22 protein-coding genes are annotated in these 21,227 nt (G+C 43.0%); 11 read left to right on the plus strand and 11 right to left on the minus strand.

All coding sequences use genetic code 11. The features are described from left to right. Positions 1–237: 237 nt before the first annotated feature. The 5 genes from AC5RDS_RS09600 to AC5RDS_RS09620 are packed head-to-tail and all read left to right on the plus strand — an operon-like array spanning position 238 to position 4,873. The gene (locus AC5RDS_RS09600; RefSeq protein WP_046402820.1) at positions 238–831 is read left to right on the plus strand and encodes a hypothetical protein; all 594 of its coding nucleotides are present in this window, start codon (positions 238–240) and stop codon (positions 829–831) included. Positions 832–859: 28 nt separating this feature from the next. Then, the gene (locus AC5RDS_RS09605) at positions 860–2,386 is read left to right on the plus strand and encodes a RagB/SusD family nutrient uptake outer membrane protein (RefSeq protein WP_118104124.1); all 1,527 of its coding nucleotides are present in this window, start codon (positions 860–862) and stop codon (positions 2,384–2,386) included. 11 nt (positions 2,387–2,397) lie between these two features. Further along, positions 2,398–3,501 carry a TlpA disulfide reductase family protein gene (locus tag AC5RDS_RS09610; protein WP_046402822.1) on the plus strand — a complete coding sequence of 368 codons (1,104 nt, stop codon included), beginning with the start codon at positions 2,398–2,400 and terminating at the stop codon, positions 3,499–3,501. A 7-nt stretch (positions 3,502–3,508) separates the two neighbouring features. Next, entirely contained in the window at positions 3,509–3,862 is a 354-nt protein-coding gene (locus AC5RDS_RS09615) for a DUF4369 domain-containing protein (RefSeq protein WP_046402823.1), read from the plus strand. Between the two features lie 15 nt (positions 3,863–3,877). Beyond that, positions 3,878–4,873: a TlpA family protein disulfide reductase gene (locus tag AC5RDS_RS09620; RefSeq protein WP_118104122.1), complete on the plus strand. Its 996-nt coding sequence runs from the start codon at positions 3,878–3,880 to the stop codon at positions 4,871–4,873. Between the two features lie 108 nt (positions 4,874–4,981). Here AC5RDS_RS09620 and AC5RDS_RS09625 read toward each other — a convergent pair whose 3' ends face one another. The 11 genes from AC5RDS_RS09625 to rplU all read right to left on the minus strand — a co-directional run bounded on the left by AC5RDS_RS09625 (position 4,982) and on the right by rplU (position 15,743). After that, a complete protein-coding gene (locus AC5RDS_RS09625) occupies positions 4,982–6,751 on the minus strand; it encodes a (Fe-S)-binding protein (protein ID WP_175315465.1) in 1,770 nt (589 codons plus the stop codon). 62 nt (positions 6,752–6,813) lie between these two features. Beyond that, positions 6,814–7,143 carry a 4Fe-4S dicluster domain-containing protein gene (locus tag AC5RDS_RS09630; protein WP_046402635.1) on the minus strand — a complete coding sequence of 110 codons (330 nt, stop codon included), beginning with the start codon at positions 7,141–7,143 and terminating at the stop codon, positions 6,814–6,816. Between the two features lie 19 nt (positions 7,144–7,162). Next, entirely contained in the window at positions 7,163–8,194 is a 1,032-nt protein-coding gene (locus AC5RDS_RS09635) for an FAD-dependent oxidoreductase (protein ID WP_046402637.1), read from the minus strand. Positions 8,195–8,244: 50 nt separating this feature from the next. Beyond that, positions 8,245–9,312 (minus strand): heterodisulfide reductase-related iron-sulfur binding cluster, encoded by a 1,068-nt coding sequence (locus tag AC5RDS_RS09640; protein ID WP_046402639.1) that lies wholly within the window; start codon positions 9,310–9,312, stop codon positions 8,245–8,247. 84 nt (positions 9,313–9,396) lie between these two features. Then, on the minus strand, positions 9,397–10,089 hold the full coding sequence (locus AC5RDS_RS09645) for a 4Fe-4S dicluster domain-containing protein (protein WP_013610758.1): 693 nt from the start codon (positions 10,087–10,089) through the stop codon (positions 9,397–9,399). 676 nt (positions 10,090–10,765) lie between these two features. Further along, a complete protein-coding gene (gene ruvC, locus AC5RDS_RS09650; protein WP_013610759.1) occupies positions 10,766–11,323 on the minus strand; it encodes a crossover junction endodeoxyribonuclease RuvC in 558 nt (185 codons plus the stop codon). Between the two features lie 4 nt (positions 11,324–11,327). After that, on the minus strand, positions 11,328–11,630 hold the full coding sequence (locus AC5RDS_RS09655) for a DUF4286 family protein (protein ID WP_013610760.1): 303 nt from the start codon (positions 11,628–11,630) through the stop codon (positions 11,328–11,330). A 10-nt stretch (positions 11,631–11,640) separates the two neighbouring features. Further along, complete coding sequence (locus AC5RDS_RS09660) at positions 11,641–13,461, minus strand: tetratricopeptide repeat protein (protein ID WP_494222321.1); 1,821 nt, start codon at positions 13,459–13,461, stop codon at positions 11,641–11,643. 202 nt (positions 13,462–13,663) lie between these two features. Continuing rightward, positions 13,664–14,944 carry a serine--tRNA ligase gene (gene serS, locus AC5RDS_RS09665; RefSeq protein WP_175316048.1) on the minus strand — a complete coding sequence of 427 codons (1,281 nt, stop codon included), beginning with the start codon at positions 14,942–14,944 and terminating at the stop codon, positions 13,664–13,666. Positions 14,945–15,119: 175 nt separating this feature from the next. Next, positions 15,120–15,380 (minus strand): 50S ribosomal protein L27, encoded by a 261-nt coding sequence (gene rpmA / locus AC5RDS_RS09670; protein ID WP_013610763.1) that lies wholly within the window; start codon positions 15,378–15,380, stop codon positions 15,120–15,122. A gap of 51 nt (positions 15,381–15,431) precedes the next feature. Beyond that, complete coding sequence (gene rplU, locus AC5RDS_RS09675; RefSeq protein ID WP_013610764.1) at positions 15,432–15,743, minus strand: 50S ribosomal protein L21; 312 nt, start codon at positions 15,741–15,743, stop codon at positions 15,432–15,434. Between the two features lie 259 nt (positions 15,744–16,002). Here rplU and AC5RDS_RS09680 point away from each other — a divergent pair, with 259 nt between their 5' ends. The 6 genes from AC5RDS_RS09680 to AC5RDS_RS09705 all read left to right on the plus strand — a co-directional run bounded on the left by AC5RDS_RS09680 (position 16,003) and on the right by AC5RDS_RS09705 (position 20,962). Next, the gene (locus AC5RDS_RS09680) at positions 16,003–16,575 is read left to right on the plus strand and encodes an RNA polymerase sigma factor (protein WP_013610765.1); all 573 of its coding nucleotides are present in this window, start codon (positions 16,003–16,005) and stop codon (positions 16,573–16,575) included. Continuing rightward, positions 16,568–17,221, plus strand: a complete 654-nt coding sequence (locus tag AC5RDS_RS09685) for a cysteine peptidase family C39 domain-containing protein (protein WP_013610766.1) — start codon at positions 16,568–16,570, stop codon at positions 17,219–17,221. Before AC5RDS_RS09680 ends, AC5RDS_RS09685 begins: the two co-directional genes overlap by 8 nt. Before the next feature lie 11 nt (positions 17,222–17,232). Continuing rightward, positions 17,233–18,114, plus strand: a complete 882-nt coding sequence (locus tag AC5RDS_RS09690; protein WP_013610767.1) for a M48 family metallopeptidase — start codon at positions 17,233–17,235, stop codon at positions 18,112–18,114. A 6-nt stretch (positions 18,115–18,120) separates the two neighbouring features. Next, positions 18,121–18,378 carry a hypothetical protein gene (locus tag AC5RDS_RS09695; protein ID WP_013610768.1) on the plus strand — a complete coding sequence of 86 codons (258 nt, stop codon included), beginning with the start codon at positions 18,121–18,123 and terminating at the stop codon, positions 18,376–18,378. A 10-nt stretch (positions 18,379–18,388) separates the two neighbouring features. Next, entirely contained in the window at positions 18,389–18,901 is a 513-nt protein-coding gene (locus AC5RDS_RS09700; RefSeq protein ID WP_013610769.1) for a zinc ribbon domain-containing protein, read from the plus strand. Between the two features lie 132 nt (positions 18,902–19,033). Next, positions 19,034–20,962 (plus strand): Rossmann-fold NAD(P)-binding domain-containing protein, encoded by a 1,929-nt coding sequence (locus AC5RDS_RS09705; protein ID WP_140398519.1) that lies wholly within the window; start codon positions 19,034–19,036, stop codon positions 20,960–20,962. The last annotated feature ends 265 nt before the right edge of the window (positions 20,963–21,227 follow it).

Raw genomic sequence — 21,227 nt, forward strand, 5'->3', positions numbered from 1 at the left:
AAAACTTATGAATGAGAGAATAAAAAATCAGGGAGTTTATTTCAAAATCTCGGATTAAATAGCTACTTTTGCATACGAAGAATTCTTTGAAGGTTACGCAATGCGCAGAAGGATAATGCATTAGATAACTAACTAAATCGTAACCTATTACTATCAAGAGTAATTAACCTACGCTCATTTCCAATAAATTACACTCTTTTCGTAACTTCGGCATACAAATATGCGGGCCTCCGCAATATGGGTACGGAGGAAACGCCTGATTGGCAGCCTGTGATACAAGGTGAAAATGCAGACGCTTTTTATGCTTTTTCAGACGGTTGGCCAGCCGGAGAGCCTTTGGATTATATGTTGGATATGGGGACGAAAGTAGCTCCCTATACGATGGGTTTTTCCAACTATTTCAAAGTAGGCGATTTCGACTTTTCGTTCATCATTACCGGCAAATTCGGTCATGTTTTCCGCCATCATTCTTTCAACTATCCGGCGGCGGATTCAAAACCCCTGCCCAATGCCAGGTATGCGGAAGTATTGAATTGTGATCCGATGAAAATGTTGCCTTTGCCGCAAAATGAAGAAGAATCTTCCTATGGTTCATGGTTTACTTATTATCCTAACCTGAATTACTTGACGGATAAAGCCAATCATGTCCGTTTGCAGGAGGTCAACTTAAGCTACAACGTGCCGGAGAAAGCACTTGCCAAAGTCGGATTGAAAGGATTGAAGGTTTATGCTCAGGCAAACAATCTCTTTGTCATCACCAATAATAAATACGATGAAGATCCTGAAACGCCTCTGGGAACCATGCGTTTGCAGCCCCAATATACTTTTTGATTCAAATTAGATTTTTAAACGAAACGTTATGAAAAGAGTGACTGTACAATTGAATCAAATCATAGGAGCGGTATTGCTCACCGTTTCTTTCTGGGCATGTAATGACTTTTTGGATGAACAGCCATCCAAAAGCACCCGTCTGCCTATTACACATACCGAACAATTGGATGCCCTGCTTGCCAATTATACCGATTTTTGCGAAGAACCCAACCGGGCGGCTTTCTGTGGTCACGACGATTGGGAATTCCCGGTCGAGTTGTATCAGGGACAACCGATGTTCTTCCCCGGACCGGATGCTATCCTGCAAACCTACCTTGGAGACTATGAAAATCTGGCTAAGAAAAACGACCCTTTCTGGGGTGGTGACGGCTACAAATCGGGTGAATACAGTAAGATATTTCGTGCCAATGTGGTATTGCAATCCTTGGATAATATAGAAGGGACGGGCGAAGACAAAGCGCGCCTGAAAGCGGAAGCTCATTTCATCCGGGCGTACAGCCATTGGAATTTGGTGAATACATACGCTTTACCTTATACGGCAGCCAATGCTTCTGAGCCGGGAGTGCCTTTGAAAAAGTCCACCAGCTTTGAAGAAGCAGCCGCCCGTGCCACCATCGAGGAGACTTACCGTTTCATCGAATCGGATTTGCAGGAAGCCTTGAAATGCTCTACTGCTTTGGTACAGAACGGACAAAACAAACACTGGCGTGCCAATACGGCAGCAATAAACGGTTTTGCGGCCCGTTATTACTTGAATCGTAACCGATATGAGCAGGCTTTAAAATATGCCGAAAATGTATTGAAAGAATATGATGTATTGGTTGATTACAACTCTGAAATGAACAAGGATGTCTTTGAACAAGGGGTATACTTGCCCTCAACATTCGATTGGGATGTGCAGACTTATACCAAACGTATCGCTTGGAAAGAATCGCTCTATATGAGGTATTTGACCAGTGGGAATGCGGTAATGACTTATTTCCCTTCCCAAAGCCTTTTGGATGCTTACGAGGACAAAGAACATGACCTGCGTTATCGTTATCATTTTGTAGAAGATGCTGCAGAGGTCATGTTTTGGTCTTCTTATTCTTATCCGGCTTACGTGTTCTTTTCCATGAGTCACGTCCTCAGCGGACCGACTACGGCGGAAATGTATCTGATTAAGGCAGAATGCCAGGCACGTCTCGGCGAGTACAGCCGGGCCATGGAAACGGTAAATGCCTTACGGGCGAAACGTATGGTGCCCGGCGATTGGGTGGAATTGAAAGCCGGTAATGTCAAAGAAGCAGTAACGAAAATCTTGCAGGAAAGAAGACGTGAAATGCCTTTCTCTCAGCGTTGGTTCGACATGCGTCGTTTGAATAACAACGAGGAAACGTATGATGATGTGGAAATTGTTACACGCAAATTCTATAAAATCAATGCCACGACTATTTTCGACAAAGAAGAGCCGATTACTTATACCTTGGAGAAAAATTCGAGAAAATATGCCCTGCCTATCAGTGAAAACGAGATAGAAATATCGGATGGCGTCATTAAACAAAATGTATACTAAAGAATAAACACATGAAAATCATAGGATTGAATATATTGCTGGCACTGTTTTGTTTGGCCTGCCAGCATTCCGCTTGCGTGATCAATGGAACAGGCATGCTGTCGGAACAGGAAGGGAAACAGCTTTATTTACAAGTGTTGGACAATGAAACGATGAAACCCCGTATATTGGATTCGGCACTCGTTTGTGGTGGTAAGTTCCGGATGGAACTATCCTCTGTGCTTCCCCAGACGGCTATGTTGAGCATCATGGAAAACGGAAAGCCGGCATGGGGTGCCCAATTCATCTTGGAGGATGGACAAATACATATCGCACTCCAGGCCGATAATACCGTAACCATTGCCGGAACCCCCAACAACGACCTGTTGCAACAGCACCTGACGCGTTGGTATGTTCCCATGAATAAAATGCAGGCAAACAACCGCCAGATGGGACTCCTCCGCGGTGATACTGAACAGGAAAGGGCGGCTTTGGACTCCTTGGACAAACAGAATCGGGCTTACCTACGGGAAATGCGCTTGCTTTCCCTTGAATTTGTCAAGGAAAATGTCAATAATCCGGCAGGACAGAGTCTGTTGATGGAAATCATGGGATTGCCTGATCGACTTTTGGTGGATGTGGTCGAAAGAGCCAATGCCGAAACCCTCCGTCTCCCCTTAATGCAACAGATCGTCGAGCGTGTCAACATCTTTAAGGCTGCGGCCATCGGACAACCTTTCCCGGATTTCACTGGCGAGGACTTGCAAGGGAAACAAATCCGCCTCTCCGACTGTGTGAAAGGTAAAGAATACGTATTGCTTGACTTTTGGGCATCCTGGTGTAAACCCTGTTGTGAAGAAATGCCTTCCCTTAAAAAACTGTATCGCGACTATCGGGCAAAAGGCCTGGAAATTGTCGGTATCTCTATCGATGAGGACAAAAAAGCCTGGCAGCAAAAAGTCGGTGACTTGGGGATGAATTGGATACAACTGCGTGACGCTTCCCGGGAAGCGGTGAAGAAATACGTCATAGGACCGATTCCCCATACCGTATTGATTGATCCTTCCGGCAAGATCATAGCCAAAGACCTCCGGGGCCAGGAGCTTGAAAACAAAATCATCGAATGTCTAAAATAAGTATGCCATGAAAAAATACATATTGCTTTTTCTGTTACTTGGTGGAGCTGTTGCTTTAGCATCGGCTCAAAACGCTATCAAAGGAAAAATAAAAGGTTATATCGGTGAAAAAATCACTGTATCCTATTATAAAGGAAAACAAAGACAGACCGACACTGTAGCGGTTGCTAAAAACGGTAATTTCACCTATGAAAGTGCAGAATGTGTGGCGGATGCCCTGACTGTGGGGCAACAACAATTGCTGCTTTTTATGCGCCCTGGCAGTCAATTGGAAATAAACCTCGACATCCGGGATGCCGAAAATTGGAAAGCTGTCTTCAAGGGAGATTACGCGGCTGAGAATGATTATCAGTTCATTTAGCAACAGCTCCAACAATTGCAGAATAAATTACTTACAGGAAAACACCTCCCTTTTAAAGAATTTCAGGAGAGGATTCTCGCTGCTCTCGATCCGCTTGCTGACAAATTGGAAAAAGTATCGGATAAAGAACTGAAAGCCCGGGGAGAGAGCCTGAAAAGTGTCTTTCCGTTTTACACCGGATTTGAATACTATAACACTTGTTATCGTTCGGCTCCGGACAAATTGAAAGAGGATAAGGACTTTGCTGCCTTTATGGACGGTATCGACCTGAGCGACCGAAAACATGCTGATTACAATGTCGTGTCGCAGGTCATCAATTGGAACCTTGATAAACAGAACATAACGGATGCCAAAGAGCGCTCTATGTGTTATTTCGATGTGGCGGTTAAATTGATTAAAGATGAGCAGATTCGCAACGAACACTTGTCGTCATATATGAAATGGAAATTGTCGGGGGAAAAAAGCCCTGAATTACAAGTCCTTTTCGATAAATACGCCTCTGTATGCACGGATCCTGTATTGATTGCCGCCAATCGCGACAGGTTGAATGTGGTATTGAACTATTTTAAAATTCGAAACGGGATAGAAGCGCCCGACTTCGAAATGGTGGATACGGCAGGCCACAAGGTCCGCCTCTCCGATTTCCGGGGCAAAATGGTCTATATCGACGTTTGGGCTACCTGGTGTGCCCCCTGTAAGGCGGAAATACCTCACGTGGCAACCCTTCACAAACAGTTTATGAATGACGACAGGATAGAGTTCATCAGCATATCCGTAGATACGAAAGCGAAAGGATGGGAAAAAATGGTTGCGAAAGACCAGTCTGCCTGGAAACAATTTATCGTGGAAGGCGGTACGGATTCCTATTTCTATAAAAAATATGCTATTGAATTTATCCCCCGTTTCATGCTTATCGACAAAAACGGAAAAATAGTGGAAATATCATACATGAAACCCTCTGTTCCCGGTTGTGCGGAAAATCTCCGCAAACTATTGGAGGCAAACTCTTAAAACAACGGGAATATTTCCAAACCAAACCGGCCTGTTCCGGTAGTTATGCACACAGCCCTGACCTTTTTCGGCCAGGGCTGTATAATTATTTGGATTTTGTTCCCTCAGTTATCCCAGACTTTCTGCAACTACTTCGGCAATATCTTTTACGGGCACGGGTTTCTCGGTTTTAGCGAAAGTTTTTTTACATAACGGACAAGCTGTCACGATCAGGTCGGGTCGGTAAGTCAGATAACGGTCGATGGCATTTTGGCTGAGTTGGGTGCGTTGCTGGGCAGTGATATGAATATTAGCCAGGGAACCTCCGCAACAGAGTGATTTTTTTCCATCGTAGGCAGTTGCCAGTTTATGACTCACGGCTTTTAATACTTCATCAGGTGCAGCATATACATCTGTTCCGCGTCCTAATTCACAGGGATTGTGGAATACGGTTTTTTGTTCGCTTGGATGGATTTTCAACTGATTGTGTCGTATGAGCGACTGCAGGTATTCGGTGTGGTGCATGACTTTGATGGAAAGGTTATAGTCTTCCTTAAAAGTTTTATAACAGATGGGACAGGAGGTTACCAGTATTTCAGCACCGGAATTTTTTAGGATAGCTTTGTTTTTTTCCATAATGGCTGAAGCGGCATTGTGATTTCCAGATAACAAGGCTGGCCTTCCGCAACATACTCCTTCCTTTTCGTCAATGAAAGTATAGTCGGCATGGGCCTTGGTAAAAATGGTTTGCATGGAACGGATCACTCCTGGAGTCAAATGCCCCATGCAACCGGCAAAATAGGCTATTTTAGCTGATTGGAAGGCGGTCCCTGGAACATATTCATAACTGGATTTGGTTATCCGGGTATAGTCTGAACGTTGGCTAAGTCTTAAGGCATTCAATTTCAAATCGACCGGACAAGCGGATTCACACCGTCCGCACATCAGACAATTGTCGGTCTGTGCGGCATAGGCTTTGTGATGGCGAATTTTTTTCAGGTAGTACACCGGTTGAGTGTCTTTCATATTCAAAACAGAGCCCAGTTGGCATTGATCGATGCAAATTCCACAGCGTGAACAGGAATATAACTGAAATTGGCTGATTGCAGTAAATTTGCGTCCTTGTTTCATTCCCCAGTTTTTCAGAAAAATATAAACGATTTCTGTCGGGATATGCATATACCGGGAAAAGGGAAGAAGCAGGAAGAAAAGACCCAAAGCCGAAGAATAGGCCCACCAGGCCGGGTAGGCAAGCGATTCGATCGGTAAGAAAGTGTCGAAGAAATTACCTGCCGAATGAGTCAGAAAACTACCTCCTCCGCGTACTCCACTGGTAAAGCTCTCGGCCAGAAAGCGAAGAGGGAATATTAACCACAATACCGTGAGGATGAGTAAGTCGAAAGGACGATGGTTGGTCGTCTTTTTCAGACCGAGTGCTTTGGAATACATTCGTTTCAGGAAAGCCAGGGTTAACCCGGAGAGGATCATCAACAAGATCAGATCCATCAGGAAAGCAAAAGTGTTGCTATAGGGAAATGTTTCCTGTGCCGGATGAAAATAGCGGAAAAATATGGCAAAATAAGGTGGGTTGAAAATACTGGTATGGTATACCAACGACTCGATTTTACCCACAACGATCAGCAAAAACCACCCTAATCCGAAACACATGTGCATATACCCCAGAAAAGGATTGGTGCGGAAGATTTTATGATGTACAAGACTTTCCAGAAATACTTCTTTACCGGCTTTCAGGGTTTTCAGACTGAAAACATTCCGCCGGATAGTTCGTTTGTCTTCGGTGGAGAAGGTACGAATCCAACGGGCATATTTGATGACCAGATAAATCAGGAGGATATTCAGACCGATAGTGAAAGGAAGTACAAAGGGATCGTAATACATAATTAAAAAAAGTAAAAGGTAAAAAGTAAAAAGCTATAAGCTAAAGGCTACAAAGCTATAAGCTAAAGGCTGTTTATATATTTGAGCAGGCTTAGGATCATGTGCCGGGTATCTACTCCCCGTGGACAAACCAGCAGACATTTTCCACACAACATACATTTTTGGAGGTGGTCACCGACCTCTTTGGTTTCTCCTCGCTTCACCAGCATTTGCAGTTTACGGATATTGAATTCGGTCAGGTTGCCGGCGGTACAAGTGGCCGTACATCCTCCGCATCCGATACAGAGCTTGGTGCTGGGTACGTCGGCCGTCATGGCTGTTACCAGACTTTTATCATTTTTATCATAATCGATAACCCGCGCTTCAGATATTGAAAAACCCCAAAAGTTCATAAAAGTTCAGCTTCAAAGATTAATGCTTGTTTTCGCTATGTTTCAGATATTCTCCGATAGTGATCGCTGCAGAACGTGCATCGGTCAGGGTGTCGGTCAGGTTCATGGGAGAGGAGCTGCATCCGGCGATAAAAATGCCTGGCTGGTTGGTTCGGTTGGTTCCCGTATGGGGATCTCCGACCCGGATAAAGCCATTGGGAGCAGTGTCGAGGCCTAGCATCGAGGCGAGCTGTGTGCTGCCTTCGGATGGTTCCATACCTACCATCAGCACCATCAGATCGAGGGTCATCTTCAAAGGTTTACCCACCAGTGTATCCTCGACTTTAATAAGCAATTGTTTCTCTTTGTTTTCAGAAGCTTCCGATAAACGTCCCCGTACAAATTTGATGTTGTATTTCTCCTGAGCTTCCCGGTAGAGTTCCTCATATCCCGGACCGAACATCCGCATATCCATATAAAAACATAGAATTTCGGTTTCCGGCAACATCTCACGAAGTTCGATGGCTTGTTTGACCGCTGTTACACAACAGAGTTTGGAACAGTGGTAATTACAAATCTTTTCGTCTCTCGAGCCTACACAATGAATCAGTCCGATTCGTTTGGGAATTTGACCGGTAGAGGTGGCTATGTGATGATTGATGAAGAAATTTTCCAGTTCTACGGAAGTGATCACATTTTCGTAGATACCATACCCATATTCTTCTTTCCGGCGGGCGTTAAACAGGCGGAAGCCACTGGTGACCAATAGGGCATCTCCTTTTAATAAGGCTCCGTCGCTCAGTTCCAGTGTGAATTTATTATTTTCGGTCCGTAAAATTTTGACCGGATGACTTCCCAAATGGAGGTGAATATCAGGGTGCTGGATATTTTTGCGGAGACTTTGATTCAGATCACGAGCTTGTTTCCGATCGGGGAAAAGTTGATACCAGTTGTTCAAATTCCCTCCGGTTTCGCTTTCTTTTTCGATCAATTCGACCGTTTCACCTGACTGAACCAGCCGGTAGGCTGCCTCACATCCTGCGGGTCCTGCACCTATAATAATAACACACATATGATTCTTTTTTCATTTTATATTCAGTTGTTTCAATGGGGTGGGGCAGATCAGACTTTGAGATAAGTAGGACACTGGGGATGTCCCATATCTTCTCCCCGGACATTTTTATATTTGGCCTCCGGATCATACCGGATACCCATTTTATCCAATAGAGGCTCGACGCTGACCTGATGCATTTGCAGGCCGATCTCCCAGGGATCGTATCCTAAAACCAAAGCCGCCACTTCTTCATAGGTCAGAACAGGGATACCGTAACCATCCGGACCGTAAGTGGTACCTTCCATTTCACTGATGGTGTATTGCCACTTGTCCAGAAACATGGCACAACCCGGGCAATTGGTAATAATAAAGTCCGGTTCATAGGGTTGCATGGATTCGAATTTCTTTTTCGAATTTGCGACAGAGAATCCCCGGTTGGCTAATACCAGGTAATTCCGGAAACCGAATCCGCAACAGTGTCGTCTTTCGGGGTAGTCGACCGGTTGGCCTCCCCAAGCGGAGACCATTCCCGACAATACAGCAGGAAATTCTGCCCCCCCGATGCCTTTGCTGGGAAACATTTTAGCGTAATGACAACCGATGTGGTCGACTACTTGCAAAGGGCGTCCGGTGTGTATATCTACCAGACTATATTTTTTCTGAGCTGCAATTTCATTTCTGAATTTATAGATGACATCGGAAGTATGTGCCAGGTTCTTCGGCTTTTGGAATTCCCGTTTCGTTGCTTTCCATAAAAATTCCCGGGTCTTTTCTTCCCATTCGGGATGAGTCTCCCAGGTATGCAGGATTTCTGTATAAATACCGAAAGAAGTAATGCAGGAGGGAGTCATATTTTCGAATCCGGCTTCAGTCATCAAAGCAAAATGACGGGCGACGACGGTCATGATAGTCTCGATCGGTACGACATCGGAATGATAACCGATACCTGTGCAAGTCGTGTGTCGCGGATCGTCGAGAACAGTTTTTCCCAATTTATTATTCAGTATATCCAGATAAGCCCATTCGGACCCTGGAAAAAAAGTCTGACGAATACAACTTCTCGCATAATAATACCGATCATCAGCAATCTCTTTCTGATAATCATTCCATATTTGTTGTTTACCTTCCAGATTCATTTCTTTTTCCTCTTTCTGTATTTCTCCTTTTCTCTCTTTTTTCCCTTCTTTCTTTCTAGCCTCTAGCTTCTAGCCTTTCGCTTTTTACCTCCCCCCATGTCTCCCATTGTTATCCGTATAAGTATGCAGAAAATAACTTTCCGGGTCCATCCCTTCTTCCTCGGCTTTTTGGAGGGAATAGGTTTCGATATTCTCCATGAATTCCGATCCTCCGGTTACTTCGAAGATTTGTTTCAGTTCGTTGAGCGAGTCGTCGTCGACTTTTCTTAAGGCGCCGGCTCCCGTTTGTTTGTAATTCGAATGTGTTCGTTCGTATACCTCGTCGCGGTGTTCATAAATCCATTCCCAGACAGGACCTTGTTCCGGATGCATTTCCGGTTTCACAATATCGGGAGTGACGCAATAGCCGTAATTCAGTATGTTATTTCCTAATATTCTTTTCAGGGCAAATTGCTGACGTCCTTTTTCAGATTCGGTAAACCATCCTTTTTCCTGTGATAATCTGCGTAGTGCCATGATGATTCCGCCGGGTGTATTACAGCGTGGACAACGGGTTTTGCACGACATACATTCTCCGCAATACCAAATCGTATCGGATTTCAGTAACCCTTCGATACTCTCTTCGTCCTGGCGTTGGACTGTGTCGGCTATTATTCGGGGATCATAATTGTAAAATTCGGCAGAAGGGCAAATAGCTGTACAAACTCCACAGTTCATACAACTATTTAAGCTTTCTATATAGTGAATATCTTTTTTTAAACTGTCTATTAAGGACATGATTTTACCATTTATTTAAAATGAATGCCAAAAAGGCATATCGAATCACATGCAAAGGTATCCTGATCATGCTGGAAAATAAAGATGGTAAATGCGTATTAGGCGGTGGTGTTTATACTTACAACCTGAGAATTGGAGAAGGAGCGAATTAAAGTTTGTTCTTCTTTTCTCCATTGTTCCTGAGAAAACGTAGAATTATTCTGTTACTTACTCGTCTTCGGTGTTCGTGTTTGGGGACGCGGTCGCTTCTGTCGGTCATCTAGCTTTTTCTTTCACTGACCGGCGGAACTCCTCGCAGGCTCGTCAGACACCACCGGTCGGTCGTTCAGAAAAAGCAAGACGACACTCGCCAGAGCTCCAATGGTCCCCGAACACGAACACCTCCGACTTACGTTATCACTGCCTGGCAAGCTAAACCGAACCTGAAAACCATAAATTTCAGCAAAAAAAGATTTTCCGATAAAATAACCCAATTATCCATAATCCGATAGAGGTGAGCCGGTCTGACGGTATAAAACCCGGAATCGGAATAGAAAGAAAAAAAATGAACCTACGTTTTTTGATGACTTTATCTGTTTAATTATATGGAGGTAATTGATAAGTAAAAGTTCGCTGGTCTTCCTTTCGTATCTTATGAGATAGATCAATATGCCGGAAAGCTGAAAAATAAGATTGCTCAGACTAGTTTATCCGGATTCTTCTTGATGAAATCGTTCCAGGATTTACAGGTATGCCCTGCTGAAGTCAGCGGATTACAACTTTGCAGATAATGACAATAAGCGATAGCAATAGCATCTGTTTCGTCCAGCATTTCTGAGGTGGTGTGTAAAGTCATAAACTTACCTAGTAAAAGGGCGATTTGTTCTTTTGAGGCGGTTCCCGAACCGGTAACACTCATTTTAATCTTCCGTGGAGCATATTCGAAAATGGGGATATCTCTTTGGAGAGCAGCTGCAATAGCAACCCCTTGAGCCCGGCCGAGTTTTAGCATGGATTGAACGTTCTTTCCATAAAACTGAGCTTCTATCGCCAGTTCATCCGGTTGATAACTATCGATCACTTGTAGGGTACGGCTGAATATCCGCTGAAGTTTGATATAAGGGTCTGTAATTTTAATCATATCTACAATTCCCGATACTACTAATTCCGGTTTTTGGTTTTTTCCGAATACTTTGATGATCGCATATCCCATAAAGTTGGTACCGGGGTCGATTCCCATAATTAATTTTTCCATAACTTTAGATTTCTGTCAATATACTACTAAAGCATAAATACCGATTAGAAAAAATTTGGATAATCTTTTTTTCTATATCCGGCAGCCATTCATCCAAAAAGTGGTTTTGTTGTTCTTCGGAATTGAAAACCAACTGTAAGGAATAAGTTTTACCTTCGGGCTGATCGATCGATACTTTGGTGAAGATAATATCTTCACAAAGGCGGTTGGTCTGAAGTACGGAAATATAGTTCTTCCGGATAAAACCGATCCATGCTGTTTCGATGTCTTCATCGATGATAAAACTGGTATTGTAAATGATTCGCATAAAATTCGTTTTAAAGGTTATTTACCTCTGTTTGTTCTCCGGCTTCCAGATCCCGGTAGAGTTTGGCTGCTTCAATACTGTAAACACTACCCGAATAATCGGTGACGAGTAACCGATACAATTCTTTCGCTTGTTGCAGTTCTTTTTGTTTTCTCTTCAGACCGGCAAGTTGGAATAAAGCTTCGGCCTTGATATATACTTGTTCCGAACGATCTTTTAATTCGCTTAGTAACTTGGCAGCCTCTTCATCCTGGAAACATGCGCAGAGCGACCGGGCTTTTTGCAGGGTGGCGTAATCGGAGATACCCGGCGAACAGTGCCCGATCAGGCTGTCCAATCGGGGGAGAACTTCTTGAAACTGTTGTTTATAAAGCAGATATTCTGTGCGTCCCATTTTTTCTAAATCCCGGTTATCCCCTTCTGCCTCATAATTCATATGGATGAAATGGGACATTTGGATAGCATCGTTAGAGATCAGCTTACTTGTTGCTCCTTTTAATACATCGAACTGAGCTTTTGCCCACAGGAGGTCGCCTGCATAATAGGCTAACATTGCCTTTTTCAGTTTGGCCTCATACCCGATGTCATTGTTCGGATTTGCCTTTTCAAGCTGGGTATATAGAATAGTCGCTTCCCAGGGATTGTCCATAAAAGTCAACAGATCGGCTCTTTGGGATTTCAACTGACTCAACGTGTTGGGATTTAACCTTGGTATCCGGATGGCTTTATCGAGCAAGCGATCGGCCGAATCGGGTTGTTGGAGCCGATAGGCATATAGCTCGGCCAATAATGAGAGGATGTCTATATTGGTCGGGGTATAGCCGAATTCCTGCATATATTTCTCACAATTACCGGCTATCTGCAGGTAGTCCGAACGTTCGGCAGGACTTTGCCGGAGTTGTTCATACCGGCAAGTCAATATACCTTTACGGGCCGGAAGGTAAAACGAATTGTTCTCTTTGCCTTTGCCGAGAATCTTTTGGTAAGCTTCGGTGGCCTGCGTAAAAGCTTTATTGTTTACCGCATCGAGAGCTATATTCAAAAAAATATGTAGTTTATTTTCAGACTTGTTATTTAATAATATGGCGTGTCGAAGCGCTTGGGGATAATTCCGGACTTGTAGATTATACCATACGGCCAGTTCATCAAAAACAGGGAGATAATCGGTTTTCTGGCATAAGGATTTCAGTGTTTTTTCGATCACCGGGTCTATACTATTAACAATGTCGTTCGAACGGGCAAAGCTTAGCTGGGCGGTAATATTGTTTATACTCCCCGGATTCAGTTCCAGGGACCGGACAAAGAGAGGCATCATCTGTTCATAATCTCTTTCCATCAGATAACAATCCCCTAATTCTTTCAGAAAGGCATCCGGTTTTTTCAAAAGTATCCGGCCTTGCTGATAAGTCTTGATCGCCCAGCTATATTCCCGGATATTTTTAAATTTATTGGCCAGATTAATGATTGCTGTATTTTGCGGAATAATTTTTTTGATTGCTTTCCCGTAACATTCCTCCGATTTATTGGTTTTCCCTTGTTGTTGATAGATATAGCCCAGGTCGATCAGAAAATCTTTATTGCTATCGTCGGTTTTCAGTAATTTTTTCAGGGTATCTTCGGCTTTGTCGTATTCTTTACCATTAATCAGGCAGATAATATAATAATCCAGAAAATTTGCCGAGTGTGTGCGTTCGTATAATTTCAAAAATTTTTCGGCAGCTTTATCGTATTCTTTGGCTTGATAATAGGTATAGGCCAATTGAGAATCACTTTGTTGAGCCAGTGTACAGATAGAAGTGAACAACAAAAAAAGAATGACAATAAATCTCATAACCCCCGATACATTTGCTTACAAAGATACAGATTTCTCAGCTATTTCCTACTTTAAAAATAAAGGAGCTACCTTAGAAGTCAAATTTTTAACTTCTAAGATAGCCCCTTTCCTTGCTCTGTCTTTAGCACTTATCGCCTTTAGCCTTAAGCTTTTTTATTACCCTCTCGCTTTCAGCTTTTAGCCTATAGCCTTTAGCTTTTTACCTTTTATTTATCATCTCTGTCCCCATAAACCCCTGCAACACCTCCGGTAGCCGTATACCTTCTTCGCATTGATAGTTTTCCAATAAGGCAGCGACAATCCGGGGAAGAGCCAGTGAACTTCCGTTCAGCGTATGGCAGGTTGTCGTTTTCTTATCTCCCTTGTCTTTGAACCGTAATTTCAAGCGGTTGGCCTGGAATTCCTCGAAATTGGATACAGAGCTGACTTCCAACCATTTTTCCTGTGCTTTGGAATAGACTTCAAAATCGAAAGTCAGGGCAGAGGTGAAACTGATATCTCCACCACATAAGCGAACGATGCGATAGGGAAGGCCTAGCTTGATCAGCAGGCTCTCCACATGTTTCACCATACCTTCCAGGGCCTCGTAGGATACTTCGGGACGGGTGATCTGGACAATTTCAACTTTATCGAATTGATGTAACCGGTTCAATCCTCTTACATCTTTGCCGTAAGAACCGGCTTCCCGGCGGAAACAAGCGGAATAAGCGGTATTTTTTACCGGTAGCTGGTCTCCGTCCAGAATGACGTCGCGGTAAATGTTGGTTACCGGAACTTCGGCAGTCGGGATCAGATAGAGATTGTCTTCGTTGACATAGTACATCTGACCGTCTTTGTCCGGTAACTGTCCGGTTCCGTAGCCAGAGTCGGCATTCACCATCAGGGGTGGTTGTACCTCTTGATAACCGGCTTTGATATTTTCATCCAGGAAGAAATTGATCAATGCCCGTTGCAGTCGTGCTCCCAGGCCTTTATACAGGGGAAAACCGGCACCGGTGATTTTTACACCGGTTTCGAAATCGATCAAATCATATTTCCTGGCAAGTTCCCAATGGGGCAGATCGTTTTCATGCTTTTGGGGTATGTTGTCGACAATTTTAACGATCTCATTGTCTGCTTCAGACTTTCCTTTAGCCACAGAGGCATGGGGCATATTGGGCAGGCGGAGCAAAATGTCGGTTAATTCGTTGCTGACTTCGGTGCGCCGGCTATTCAATCCCGCAATAGCTGATTTCAGATCGGCCGTTTCCTGGCGGGCTTTTTCTGCGGCTTCTTTTTGTCCCGATTGCATCAGTTTACCGATTTCTTTGGCGATGATATTCATTTGAGCCTGTTTGGCTTCTGCCTCCTGTTGTAAGGATTTACGCTGGTTGTCGAGAGCGATGATTTTTTCAACGGATTCACGGGCATCAAAATTTTTTACAGCCAGGCGCTCTATGACGGTTTCTTTATTTTCCTGGATAAATTTCAGATTCAACATAATTTGAATATTTTAGATTTACGATTTCAGACGGACAATGTATTCAAGGGTAAGCTGACTGTTAATCGTTCCACCTTCTATCGTTACTCATTCCTTATTTTCGAAGGGTAAAATTATAAAAAAACTCCTGTATCCGGGCAGAATACAGGAGTTTAATATTTCATATCTTTTCAGTTTATTCTGCAGCAGCTTCCACTGAAACGAACGATTTGTTGTTTCTTTTCTTTCTGAAAACAACTGTTCCGTCGATCAGAGCGAATAAAGTATGATCTTTACCGATACCTACGTTTTCACCCGGATTATGTACAGTACCTCTTTGGCGAACCAGGATATTTCCTGCTTTAGCAAATTGTCCACCCCAGATTTTTACTCCTAATCGTTTGCTTTCTGATTCACGGCCGTTCTTTGAACTACCGACTCCTTTCTTATGTGCCATATCGTATTAATAATTTAGAAGTTACAAAATAATAAAATCACTCTACAGAGCTTAAGCGTTGATAGATTCGATTTGAATCTGAGTCAGATATTGACGGTGACCGTTCTTTCTTTCGAAAGTTTTTCTTCTTTTCTTTTTGAAGATGATCACTTTATCCCCTTTCAGGTGGCTCAATACTTTTGCGGTAACTTTTGCGCCTTCTACTTTCGGTGTACCGATCTTAACCTGACCGTCATTGTCCACTAAAAGAACACTGTCGAATTCTATCTGAGCGCCTTCTTCGGCTGCCAGTCTGTGAACATAAACCTTACGGTCTTTTTCTACTTTAAATTGCTGTCCTGCAATTTCAACAATAGCGTACATTTGTTTTGTTGTTTTAATGTTAATACCATGGGGTGGGTTATGAACCGCTTATTGTACCCCTGAGGAAAATTTTCAGGTCGCAAATTTAATGCTTATTTTCGGTGAAACAAATATTTGTTAGAAAAAAATCATCGCTTCGGGAGAAGAAAAATCAGATATTTACAAAATTAAAATTTTGGAAAAATGAACGAATGTTTATATTTGCAATACTAAAACAAATTGTGCTATAAGGAGTATTTTTTATGGTGATTAATGGGATATGGAGGAAAAAGATTACGCACTGATTAGTGATAGGGAATTAGTCGATCGGTTACTTATCGGTGATGAAGAGATTGTCCGTTATTTGTTTTTTGATAAATGTACGCCGATGTTCAATTATATACTGCATCGGTTTTGTCCTTGTCAACTCGATAAAAACGAGCTGATCAACGAGTTGTATCTTTATTTGCAATCGGATAATTGGTATAAACTTCGGCAGTTCGATTTCCGGAGTAAACTGACGACCTGGTTGACGGTTGTTGCTGTACGTTTTTTTCAAAAAAGAAAAGGGGTACTGATGGATTATCGGAATCAATCGGCTCCAATAAAAGAAGAAGAGAAAGTTTTTGATTTTTTACCGGAACTGATCAGTAAGATGGACGTCTGGAATGCTATTCGTAAAATGAATAATGAACGATATCGTCAGGTGTTGGTCGATTTGGAGTTAAAGGACCTCGACCCGAAAGTGTTAGCCCGGGAAATGAATGTAACTGTGGAAAATTTGTATAACATCCGGCATCGGGCTGTAAAACAGTTAATAGCAGTAATAAGAGAGGAGGAACATTATGTTTGATCGTCTGGACTCTTTATCGGATGAGCTTTTGGCTGCTTATCTGGATGGGAATACTACTCCTGAGGAGAATCTGAAAATATGGCAGGTCCTGCAGCATGACGGACAAGAGAGAGAGGCTTTCGAGGTGGCTTGCAATAGTCTCGATATTCCGGTGTTTTTTGCTGCATCGTCTTGTCGGAATCTGTGTGTGATTCGTTCTGAACTTGCTGTATTACAAAAGCGAGGGAAAGAGGTGACGGAAGAGGAACTGATACAGATTGCGCTGAAGCAGCATTGGTATGAGGAGGAGAAAGGGACTCCTTTGAAATATATCGGAAAATTGGTCGAGAGTTTCGGATTGAAGGTGGAGAGACGCTTCTGCCGGGAGATAAACGAATTGTTCCGGGAGTTAGAACAAGGGCACGATGTCATTGCTTGTGTCGATGGTGGTGAGCTGAGCGGGAATCTTGAACAGGAGGAATTCGAGGATCGCTGGATTGGGGAAATACCCGATCACGTAGTCCTCGTTCGTAACATAGATTATTCGGAACCGCCTCGGGTCGAAGTCTACGATGTTGCGATGGAAGAGCCTGTCCGGTATTATCCTTTGGATCGTTTTATCGATAGTTGGAAAGATTCGAAATATTATATGATTAGTATAAAATAATAAGTTAAGTTATGGTAAGACCTGCTGATTATATTCATCCGGAAGATGAAGCTGCACGCCGGAATATGGAAGCTATCCCTGGGTTTGCAGCAGCGATGAAATTGTTTATGCGTTATTATGACGAGCAGATTGTGCACGGTATGAATATGGCGAATAAAATTCGGCTTTCACCGACTCAGCTGCCTGAAATTTATCAGAAATTGCCTCCGATTTGTCAAAGGCTCTCAATTTCAGAACCTGAGTTTTATCTCGAAATGGATCCTTATCCGAATGCTTATGCGATGGGGGATACCCGGACGATGGTGACTGTGACTTCGGGATTGCTGGAATACCTCACCGATGAAGAAGTCTCTTCGGTTATAGCCCACGAATGCGGACATATCGCTTGCCGGCACATGCTTTACCATACCCTGGCTTCGACTTTACTCAGGAATATAGAACGTATGGGAATACTGGGAAATGCAGTGATGCCGGTGTATTGGGCTTTGCAATACTGGAGCAGGCGAAGTGAACTGTCGGCAGATCGTGCAGGTGCTGTCGCTTTAGGGAGTATAGAGAAAGTGGTCGAAGTACAGCTTCGGCTAGCCGGTGGTCCGCGGGAGATTACTCAAAATGTGAATGTCGAAGAGTTTGTAAAACAAGCCGATTATTATGATACGCTGCAAAACAATACTTGGGATAAATTGTTACAGAATTATGCTATTTTAGGAGCTTCTCATCCTTTTACGGCAATTCGGGTACGTGAGATTCTGAAATGGGGTAAAACAGAACAATGTCAGCGAATATTGAAAAATATAAAATTGGAACAAGACGGACTGATTTGCCCTAACTGTGGAAAGCCTTTAGAAAAGGATTGGATTTATTGTAAACATTGTGGTTTCAAATTAAAATAAAAGAATATGTTGTTTGATAAAGAAGGAATACTGAACATCGATGAATTGGTCGCTCAGCGGCCGACATTCAGGAAAATAATGGAAGATCAGATCGTAACAGACGACGAGCTGACAAATCAGGCTAATCTGGTGGTTAATTTATTAAAAAAATTGGAACAGACTCTTTCGCCCGGTCAATTGAGTGAGGTAGAGAATCTTTTGGCAGAAATGAGTGTATTGTATGCTATCCATCAGTACAAGGAAATTCAGGATTTAAAACTTTAAAAGCTAGGCTATGGGAACGTTTAAATCAACAAAGACATTTTTTGCTTCACCGGAGATTATTCCGGCTATAGTTAAAGATATAACCGGGACTTTTACTAATGAGGGTTACCAGGTACAGGCTCAGGATCTGATTAGCGGTGGGTATGATATCTCGATTACGAAAGGGAATATGTTTAAAGCTGTATTGGGAATGAAAACTGCATTGAAAGTCCATATTTATCCGGCAAACGAACAGATTCGGGTCGATGCCGGAGTCGGGATTTTCGGACAACAGGCGGTTCCGACTTTGATTTCTATGTTTTTGTTCTGGCCGGTATTGATTACCCAGATTTCCGGGATGATTGCCCAGGCAAAAATGGACGATAAAGTGATGATGATTGCTGCCGATACCATTGCCCGCGAAGCTTACCGGAATACGAACAATAACACCGCTGCTCCGGCAGGAGGAAAATTTTGTACCCAATGTGGTAAATCGATGCCTGCTGAAGCTCTCTTTTGTAGCGGATGCGGAGCTAAACTGTAGTTTTAGGAAAGCTCTTACAGTGGGGTAAAAAAGTGTACAGAGCGCTTTCGGGCGCTCTGATTTATTGTAGTATTTGTGGAACAAGCCAATAAAGTGAACTGATGTTGAAAGAGGAATAATTAAATGGTTGATATGATGGAGAATTTGATTTTTGAAATCCTGAAAATGGCAGGATTTATCGTTGTGTTGTTTTTGTGTTGTCTGTGGTTGGTGAAGGATAAACGATCGTTTTACAAGTTCAGGGATTGGGGCTTGATTCCACTGACTGCCCTGGCAGGATTTGTAATTTATTGCATCGGTTATTGGGAAGCTGGGACGAAAGAATCGCTGATAACCTTGGTGGTCCGTTCTTTTTTGTCCACGTTTCACATGTTTTTCCTGCATTCGGATTTACTCGAAGTCAGGCATCATATGCATACAAACGCGACTTATATGTTCGCTTTTTCTATTATTCACTTTGCGGCATTTCTGGTCAGCTTTCTGGTCGTTTTGCAATTGTTCGGCAAACAATTCCTGTCCTGGCTGAAATTAAAACTCTCTACCCCGAAAGACAGTTATATCTTTTTCGATTTGAACGAAGGAGCTGTAGCTTTGGCGGAAGATTTACTGAAAAAAGACAGGAAGCGTTTTATTCTTTTTATCGATAAGAATGTAAAACACAAATTGGTGGCTTTCCCAAAAATAAATTTGTCCTTACCCCGTCTCCGGGATAAAGAATCTTTATTTGAAAAAATCAGTAAAACAGAGGCGGTGTTCCTGAAAAAAGATTTTTCTGAAGAGGTTGCTTTCGACGAATTAAAGATTTCCAAATTGGTCGATAAATCGGTTTGCCGGATGTTTTTCTTGTCCGAGAATGAAGATTATAATATTCACATGTCCCTGAAAGTGATCGGGGAAATCCGGCGATTGCAGTTATTACCCAAGGAATTAAGGCTTTATGTGAATGCCGATTCGGAAGAACTGATCGATCTTTTTGCAGAAAAAATCGGTCCTTTGAATGTCGAAGTACATATTTTTAACCGGTCTAAGTTGGCGGCTCAGGAATTGATCACGAATTATCCTCCTGTGAATGCCCTGAAACTGGAAACTTCTAAAGCTGTCGCTTTGTCTGATTTCAGTATGCTGATTATCGGATTTGGGAATATGGGGAGTGAGGCATTGAAAGCAATGATAGAACAGGGGCAGTTTGTCGGATCGACTTTCCGGGCTACGATTATCGATAAAGAGATGAAATGCAAGGCGGGTCTTTTCGAACATTATTATCCGGGCTTAAAGAATTATCAGCTCGAATATCACGAGGCGGAAGTGAATAGTAGTGAGTTTTTCAATTTGTTGAAAGATAAGTTGGCCGGGTTGAAATACATTCTGGTCGCTTTGGGAGAAGATGAATTGAATATAAAGACTGCGGTCGAATTGTCGCATTTCATTTCAAGGGAAACCGATAACGATCAGATTAAAATTTTGACAGATGTCTATAATACGAGAGATTACAGTTATATTCAGCAAGCGAAGGAATGTTTTAAAGAAATTTGTTTATATGGCAGTAACGACAATATTTACACTGAAGATATTATCATCAATGAGAGTCGGGAGATGACTGCCCGGAAGATCCATGCCTATTACAATGCACAGAAAGCTGTGGAGAAACAGGTGCCTTGGCAAGCGTTGTCGCCGATTAAAAAGATGACCAATATTTCGGCTGCCTCCCATATTTATACCAAGTTACAATTAGCCGGGCTTACGCCTCAGGATTTTGCACAATGGTCTACTGAAGAGGAATATGTAAAGGCTTTGGGAAACGAGCGGTTTGAAAATTTGGCCAAAGGAGAACACCTGCATTGGAATGCCACCTTGTTTGTTCACGAGTGGGATGTCTGGCATTTGAGCGATATTCCCGACTTTGTTTCGGTGAATAAGGACGAAAAACATAAGAAGCATGCTTGTTTGGTGGATTGGGAAGAATTGAAGAAAGTGGAGGAACGGTTCGGAGAACCCTACCGGAAGTATGACCGGGATAGCGTGAGAAATATTTGGGAACTGGCCAAAGCGAATCTACTTTGACCGATGTAATGTATTTCTTGTACCTATTGAAATCTTGGTACCTACTTAAAAGGTAGAATTATTCCGGTCCTTGTTCGTCTTCGGTATTCGTGTTCGGGGACGCGGTCGCTTCTGTCGGTCATCTACCTTTTTCTTTCACTGACCGGCGGAACTCCTCACTGCGCAAAAAACTTTACGTTACGTTTCCGTCAGACACCACCGGTCGGTCGTTCAGAAAAAGCAAGACGACACTCGCCGGAGCTCCAATGGTCCCCGAACACGAACA

The sequence above is a fragment of the Odoribacter sp. genome, assembly GCF_985060555.1.

What these genes read in the sequence shown, in the direction of transcription:
- AC5RDS_RS09600 (WP_046402820.1), top strand. Translation starts at nt 238, where the DNA reads ATGGGTACGGAGGAAACGCCTGATTGGCAGCCTGTGATACAAGGTGAA.
- AC5RDS_RS09605 (WP_118104124.1), top strand. Translation starts at nt 860, where the DNA reads ATGAAAAGAGTGACTGTACAATTGAATCAAATCATAGGAGCGGTATTG.
- AC5RDS_RS09610 (WP_046402822.1), top strand. Translation starts at nt 2,398, where the DNA reads ATGAAAATCATAGGATTGAATATATTGCTGGCACTGTTTTGTTTGGCC.
- AC5RDS_RS09615 (WP_046402823.1), top strand. Translation starts at nt 3,509, where the DNA reads ATGAAAAAATACATATTGCTTTTTCTGTTACTTGGTGGAGCTGTTGCT.
- AC5RDS_RS09625 (WP_175315465.1), bottom strand. Translation starts at nt 6,751, where the DNA reads ATGTATTACGATCCCTTTGTACTTCCTTTCACTATCGGTCTGAATATC.
- AC5RDS_RS09630 (WP_046402635.1), bottom strand. Translation starts at nt 7,143, where the DNA reads ATGAACTTTTGGGGTTTTTCAATATCTGAAGCGCGGGTTATCGATTAT.
- AC5RDS_RS09635 (WP_046402637.1), bottom strand. Translation starts at nt 8,194, where the DNA reads ATGTGTGTTATTATTATAGGTGCAGGACCCGCAGGATGTGAGGCAGCC.
- AC5RDS_RS09640 (WP_046402639.1), bottom strand. Translation starts at nt 9,312, where the DNA reads ATGAATCTGGAAGGTAAACAACAAATATGGAATGATTATCAGAAAGAG.
- AC5RDS_RS09645 (WP_013610758.1), bottom strand. Translation starts at nt 10,089, where the DNA reads ATGTCCTTAATAGACAGTTTAAAAAAAGATATTCACTATATAGAAAGC.
- ruvC (WP_013610759.1), bottom strand. Translation starts at nt 11,323, where the DNA reads ATGGAAAAATTAATTATGGGAATCGACCCCGGTACCAACTTTATGGGA.
- AC5RDS_RS09655 (WP_013610760.1), bottom strand. Translation starts at nt 11,630, where the DNA reads ATGCGAATCATTTACAATACCAGTTTTATCATCGATGAAGACATCGAA.
- AC5RDS_RS09660 (WP_494222321.1), bottom strand. Translation starts at nt 13,461, where the DNA reads ATGAGATTTATTGTCATTCTTTTTTTGTTGTTCACTTCTATCTGTACA.
- serS (WP_175316048.1), bottom strand. Translation starts at nt 14,944, where the DNA reads ATGTTGAATCTGAAATTTATCCAGGAAAATAAAGAAACCGTCATAGAG.
- rpmA (WP_013610763.1), bottom strand. Translation starts at nt 15,380, where the DNA reads ATGGCACATAAGAAAGGAGTCGGTAGTTCAAAGAACGGCCGTGAATCA.
- rplU (WP_013610764.1), bottom strand. Translation starts at nt 15,743, where the DNA reads ATGTACGCTATTGTTGAAATTGCAGGACAGCAATTTAAAGTAGAAAAA.
- AC5RDS_RS09680 (WP_013610765.1), top strand. Translation starts at nt 16,003, where the DNA reads ATGGAGGAAAAAGATTACGCACTGATTAGTGATAGGGAATTAGTCGAT.
- AC5RDS_RS09685 (WP_013610766.1), top strand. Translation starts at nt 16,568, where the DNA reads ATGTTTGATCGTCTGGACTCTTTATCGGATGAGCTTTTGGCTGCTTAT.
- AC5RDS_RS09690 (WP_013610767.1), top strand. Translation starts at nt 17,233, where the DNA reads ATGGTAAGACCTGCTGATTATATTCATCCGGAAGATGAAGCTGCACGC.
- AC5RDS_RS09695 (WP_013610768.1), top strand. Translation starts at nt 18,121, where the DNA reads ATGTTGTTTGATAAAGAAGGAATACTGAACATCGATGAATTGGTCGCT.
- AC5RDS_RS09700 (WP_013610769.1), top strand. Translation starts at nt 18,389, where the DNA reads ATGGGAACGTTTAAATCAACAAAGACATTTTTTGCTTCACCGGAGATT.
- AC5RDS_RS09705 (WP_140398519.1), top strand. Translation starts at nt 19,034, where the DNA reads ATGATGGAGAATTTGATTTTTGAAATCCTGAAAATGGCAGGATTTATC.